The sequence below is a fragment of the Meiothermus luteus genome, from assembly GCF_003574085.1.
Taxonomy (GTDB): Bacteria; Deinococcota; Deinococci; order Deinococcales; family Thermaceae; genus Meiothermus; species Meiothermus luteus.
Genome location: NZ_QWKZ01000143.1, coordinates 1 through 4,621 on the forward strand (window position 1 = coordinate 1; position 4,621 = coordinate 4,621).

Sequence of the window (4,621 nt, forward strand, 5' to 3'; positions counted from 1 at the left end):
CCCCAGCGACACCGACTACAACCCCCAGCACCCCTTGGTCCTGGTAGTGCTCAGGTACCTGGGGCTGCCCTATGTCTTCGGGGCCAGCTCCGACCGGGCGGTGGACTGCTCGGCCTTCGTGCAGCAAGTCTTCTCCGAAATCGGCATCCGGCTGCCCCGCACCAGCCAGGAACAATGGGCAGCCCTTCCCACCGTACAGGGGGCCTTGCGCCAGGGCGACCTGGTGTTCTTTAGCTTTGGAGGAGCAGCCATTGACCACGTGGGGGTGTACCTAGGTCGGGGTGTCTTCGCCCATGCCAACAGCTACGGCAGCCGCGTGGTCATTGAGAGCCTGGACAGCCCCTTCTACAAGCGGGTCTACCGCGGGGCCAAACGGGTAGAGGCCCTACAGGGCGTAGGGCCCTAGCCCCCCCACCGCTCACGCTCAATCCGTTCCCATCCGCCGCTGCTCTAAGACCTGCAGCAGGGCTTGGGCTTGCTCGAGCCTCTCTAGGAAGTAGCTTGTGCCGTTCTCGCTCAACGCCTTGTACTCCCCTCGCTCCGGGTTAACCTGTACCGCCACCACCCGGCGGGCCTCAACAAAGGCCTGGGCCCAGGGCAGGTAGTCCTCAATCCTGCGCATACCCCCCAACATAGCCCGCCCCCCGGACAAAAACGGGGGAATTTGGACAAAAAAATCGCGTTACGCGTTTCTAACAGTATGAGGCACGGCTATGTTTCGGCCATCAAAATGGCCCGCAGGTCGGGGGGAATCGTCTGGGGTCTGCGGGTCTTTGCGTCCACCGCCACGTAGACCACCTCCCCGCTGACCAGGCAGGCCGTTTCACGGTAGATTCCCAGCAGGAACTGCACGCTGCTGTTGCCAATCCGCCCGAGGCGCACCCCCACATCCAGCAAGTCGTCGTAGTGGGCCGGGGCGTGGTACTCCAGGGTGGCCTTGACCACGAACAAGTCTAAGCCGAAGCGTTCTATGGTGCTGGGGTAAGGGATACCAAGGGCCCGCCAGAACTCGGTGATGCCCACATCAAAATAGGTAAGGTAGTGCCCGTTGAAGACCACCCCCTGCGGGTCGCTCTCGGCCCAGCGAACCCGCAAGCGGTGGAAAAAAGCGAACGCCTCGCGCGGCATGGGCTAGCCCCCCGCCGCCTCACGGGCGGCCTGCTCGAGCGCGTTCCAGGCCAGGGTAGCGCACTTGACCCGGGCCGGGAGCCTGTGCACTCCGGACAAAGCCGCCAGGTCGCCCAGCTCAGGGGCAGGAGGGGCGCCGTCCACCACCATAGCCTTGAACTTGCGCTCAAGGGCTAGGGCCTCCTCCCAGCTCTTCCCCTTCACCAACTCGGTCATCAAGGAAGCCGAGGCCTGGGAGATGGCGCACCCCTGGCCCAGAAAGCGCAGCTCAGTAATCCGCTGGCCATCGGTTTCAATCTGCAGCTCTACCTGGTCGCCACAGGAGGGATTCTCGCCCTTCACCCTGAGCCGGGCCCCCGGCAGCTCGCCGTAGTTCTGGGGGTTCTTGTAGTGGCGCAGGATGATTTCCCGGTAGAGCTCCTCGAGCAGGCCCATACCCCTATTATGCGCTCTCCAAAGGGGTGGCCTCCTCAAGGCGGGCCCGGTCTTCCGCGTCCAGGCGAAAGCGCAAAGCCCCAGTATTGGCCTCGGCCTGCCGGGCGTTCTTAGCCCCAGGAATGGGCAGGGTCCCCTGCTCAATGCACCAGCGCAGGGCCACCTGGGCGGGGGTAGCACCGTGTTTTTGGGCGATTGCGCGTAGGGTGTGGAGCAGATGGGGGATGCGGGCCCCGTGGCGAACGTAGCGCTGGGCGCGGTAACGGCCGGGTGGGGGGTTTTCCGGGCTATACTTGCCGGTCAGCCAGCCCATGGCCAAGGGGCTGTAGGCCATGAGCACCACCCCCTCGGCCCGCATGGCCTGCAAAAGCCCGCTCCGCTCAGGCCCTCGCTCCAATAGGTGGTACTCCACCTGGTTGGCCGCCAGGGGCACCCCATGGCGGGAGAGCACCTTGGCCACCCGCTCGAGCTGCCCCAGGTCGCAGTTGGAAACCCCCACCGCCCGCGCCAGCCCGCGCTCGTAGGCCTCTGCCAGCGACTCGGCCCACTGCTCCAGCGGCACCGGCTTCCAGGGCCAGTGCAGAAGGTAAAGGTCCAAGCGGGCCACCCCCAGGCGGGCCAGACTCCCCCGCAGGGCGGACAAAAGGGCCTTGCGCGAAAGCCGCCAGGGATAGGGGAAAAATTTGCTCACCAGAAGGGGCTTGGGTTCGTGGGCTTGGTAGCAGTCCCCCAAGATGCGCTCAGAAAGACCAAACCCGTAGACCTCGGCGCTGTCAAACAGCCGCACCCCACCCTCTAGGGCCGCCCGATACGCCGAGCGGGCATCCTCCTTCCCGTAGCCTTTTCCATAGCCCCAGATAAGCCAGTCCCCCCACTGCCAGGTGCCCAGGCCCAAAGGGGGAATCGGCGGCAGGCCTGGAATCTGAACGGTGTCCACACACAAAGCCTACCAGCCCGCGTACCCCTACCTCGCCTCCTGAGTCACGTCGAAGTACGCCTCTTGCAGGCGGTCTACGATGACCTCGAGCCCCTTGTCAATCGCCCGGTCCAGGTTCTCCGCCGGGATAAGGGGGATTCCCGCGCCCCGGGCCAGCTCCACCAGGTGCTGCTGAATCAGGCGTATCTCGCTGAAGTGCTGGGCGTAGACGCTGCTTAGGCGCGACCCTCCGGTCTCCCGTTCCCGCAGGGCGAATCGGTCCCGGTGCAGGTTCTCGTCATCCAGCACCAGCATAATCGGAATCTGGATCACCTCGTTTTGGTACTGATGGGTCATGTAGCCGGGAACCACGTGCACGCCCTCCACCACCAAGGAGGTTCTCTCCCGGGCGCTGCGCTCCTGGATGGCCCTAAGCCCCACCGCCACCCGCGAAACCTGGTCGCGAAAGCCTTGCATCACTAAAGCCGCGCTGGGCTCGGTGTCGTAAGGTGTGGCCAGGGCCCGCCAAGACTCAAAGCTGCTGGTATGCAAAGTGGGCAGCAGGTCCTTGGGAATGGTGGCCCGCAGAATCTCCCGCACGGCGTCGGTGGAAATCAGGCGGGTGATACCCAGGCGGTAGGCCAGGGCCGAGGCCAAAACGCTCTTCCCCACCCCCGCCACCCCACCGATTAGAAGGTGCACTGGCTTCACTGCCCGGCGGACGCTGCGCAATAGGTGGTAGCGCCGGGCCACCTCCTCCCCCGCCACCTCCATCAACTCCTCTGCCACCGTGCGGCGCAGGTAGTCCCGCTTGACCACGGTGGAACCCGCCTCTCGCAAGCGCCGTTCCACGTCTCGAGCCAGCCGGTAGGCCACATCCGGCGAAAGCCCCACCGCCATCACCGATTGGGCCAGCACCCCCTTAGAAAAGGGCACCCGGGGCTCCCCCTCGGCCTCTTCCACAAAGATTTCTCCCGCGAGCGCCTGCCGCCCGGCGTAGCGGGCTCTCGCCGCCGGGCCATACAGCTCCTCTATCTCGGCCGCAATCCACTTCTCCAGTTCGTCGGCGTCAATGGAGCGCACCCCTCCCCGGCGAAGGCGGGCCTCCACGGCTCGAGCCAGGGTATGCGCCTCGCGCATGGAAAACCCTGCATCCTCCAGGCTGCGGGCCAGAACCCCCTTGGAAAAGGGCCTTTTGCGGTAGCCTTCCCGAACCACGATGTCCTCAAAGGCCTGGGTCTGCCCCCTCAAGCGCTCGGCCAGGTCGGGCCCAAAGTTCCTCTCCACCTCCTGAACGAGCATTTTCTTGAGGGCTTGGGCGGTGATTTCGGTTTTTTTTCTGGCCTTGAGCTGCTCCTCAATAGTGTGGGCCACCGAGAGGGCAGCCTCCATCCCAATTCCGGCCATCATCATGGACTCCACCAGAAGCCCCTTGGAAAAAGGCCAGCGAAACCCCCCTGGTGTCTTGATAAATACTTCGCGCACGACACAAGTTTGACACACCCTCGCGGCAGGTGCTAACTTAACTCTGCTGGCCGAGGTAGGGCCGTGGGTGGCGCTGTAGCCAAGTGGTAAGGCAGAGGTCTGCAAAACCTCCATTCACCGGTTCGAATCCGGTCAGCGCCTCCAAAAGCGCGGGCGCGTAGCTCAGATGGCTAGAGCACTACCTTGACACGGTAGGGGTCGTTGGTTCGAGTCCAATCGCGCCCACCACGTGCAGGACGAGAAAACCCCTTTATGCAGTCTTTGCATAAAGGGGTTTTTGGTTCAACCGTGGTGCAACGCGCTCTAGTTCAGGGTGCGAAGGGTGGGGCTCAGAAGCTCGGTAAGGGGCAGGGCCACCTCCCGAATCTCCCACTCCGCCACGTGGCGGTAGATGTCCAGGGTGATCGAGGGGCGGGCATGCCCCAACCGGCGGCTCACAGGCTTTTATCACGACCCTACGAATTAGCTTGAGCAGGGGGTGAGGATTAGCCGAGAACCTCCTGACCGAGCGCAACACGGGCCACTTTTTGAGATGCAAGAGGCATGGGCTTTGGGGAGGTTTGGTCCCCGTGGGGGGATGCTGTTGGCGGACGCGGGGTTTGACGGGCAGGAGGTGTGGGGGAGGGTGGCGGAGCTGGGGCTTTGTCCGCAGATCCG

General features: G+C 64.2%; 7 protein-coding genes, 2 tRNA genes and 1 pseudogene. 4 read left to right on the plus strand and 6 right to left on the minus strand.

Going from position 1 to position 4,621, the window contains the following annotated elements:
* Positions 1-406 (plus strand): C40 family peptidase (locus Mlute_RS14100; RefSeq protein WP_147371112.1); only part of this gene is annotated, 406 nt, incomplete at its 5' end.
* Positions 407-424: 18 nt separating this feature from the next.
* Here the strand turns inward: Mlute_RS14100 and Mlute_RS14105 are convergent.
* The 5 genes from Mlute_RS14105 to Mlute_RS14125 form a co-directional block, all read right to left on the minus strand.
* Positions 425-622, minus strand: a complete 198-nt coding sequence (locus tag Mlute_RS14105) for a hypothetical protein (RefSeq protein WP_119361206.1) — start codon at positions 620-622, stop codon at positions 425-427.
* An 89-nt stretch (positions 623-711) separates the two neighbouring features.
* Positions 712-1,128 carry an acyl-CoA thioesterase gene (locus tag Mlute_RS14110; RefSeq protein ID WP_119361207.1) on the minus strand — a complete coding sequence of 139 codons (417 nt, stop codon included), beginning with the start codon at positions 1,126-1,128 and terminating at the stop codon, positions 712-714.
* A gap of 3 nt (positions 1,129-1,131) precedes the next feature.
* Positions 1,132-1,563, minus strand: coding sequence for a Fe-S cluster assembly sulfur transfer protein SufU (gene sufU / locus Mlute_RS14115; RefSeq protein ID WP_119361208.1), 432 nt, complete (start codon positions 1,561-1,563; stop codon positions 1,132-1,134).
* 7 nt (positions 1,564-1,570) lie between these two features.
* Positions 1,571-2,500, minus strand: a complete 930-nt coding sequence (locus Mlute_RS14120; RefSeq protein ID WP_119361209.1) for an aldo/keto reductase — start codon at positions 2,498-2,500, stop codon at positions 1,571-1,573.
* 27 nt (positions 2,501-2,527) lie between these two features.
* The gene (locus Mlute_RS14125) at positions 2,528-3,964 is read right to left on the minus strand and encodes an ATP cone domain-containing protein (protein WP_119361210.1); all 1,437 of its coding nucleotides are present in this window, start codon (positions 3,962-3,964) and stop codon (positions 2,528-2,530) included.
* Between the two features lie 69 nt (positions 3,965-4,033).
* Between Mlute_RS14125 and Mlute_RS14130 the strand changes: the two genes are divergently transcribed.
* Both Mlute_RS14130 and Mlute_RS14135 read left to right on the plus strand, forming a co-directional pair.
* Positions 4,034-4,108: transfer RNA gene (locus Mlute_RS14130), tRNA-Cys, on the plus strand.
* Between the two features lie 7 nt (positions 4,109-4,115).
* A tRNA-Val gene (locus Mlute_RS14135) sits at positions 4,116-4,192 on the plus strand.
* A 75-nt stretch (positions 4,193-4,267) separates the two neighbouring features.
* On the opposite strand, the gene Mlute_RS16505 is transcribed toward Mlute_RS14135, so the two are convergent.
* Positions 4,268-4,402 (minus strand): hypothetical protein, encoded by a 135-nt coding sequence (locus tag Mlute_RS16505; protein WP_281270868.1) that lies wholly within the window; start codon positions 4,400-4,402, stop codon positions 4,268-4,270.
* A gap of 112 nt (positions 4,403-4,514) precedes the next feature.
* Here Mlute_RS16505 and Mlute_RS16275 point away from each other — a divergent pair.
* Positions 4,515-4,621: pseudogene (locus Mlute_RS16275) on the plus strand (IS5/IS1182 family transposase); the annotation flags it as partial.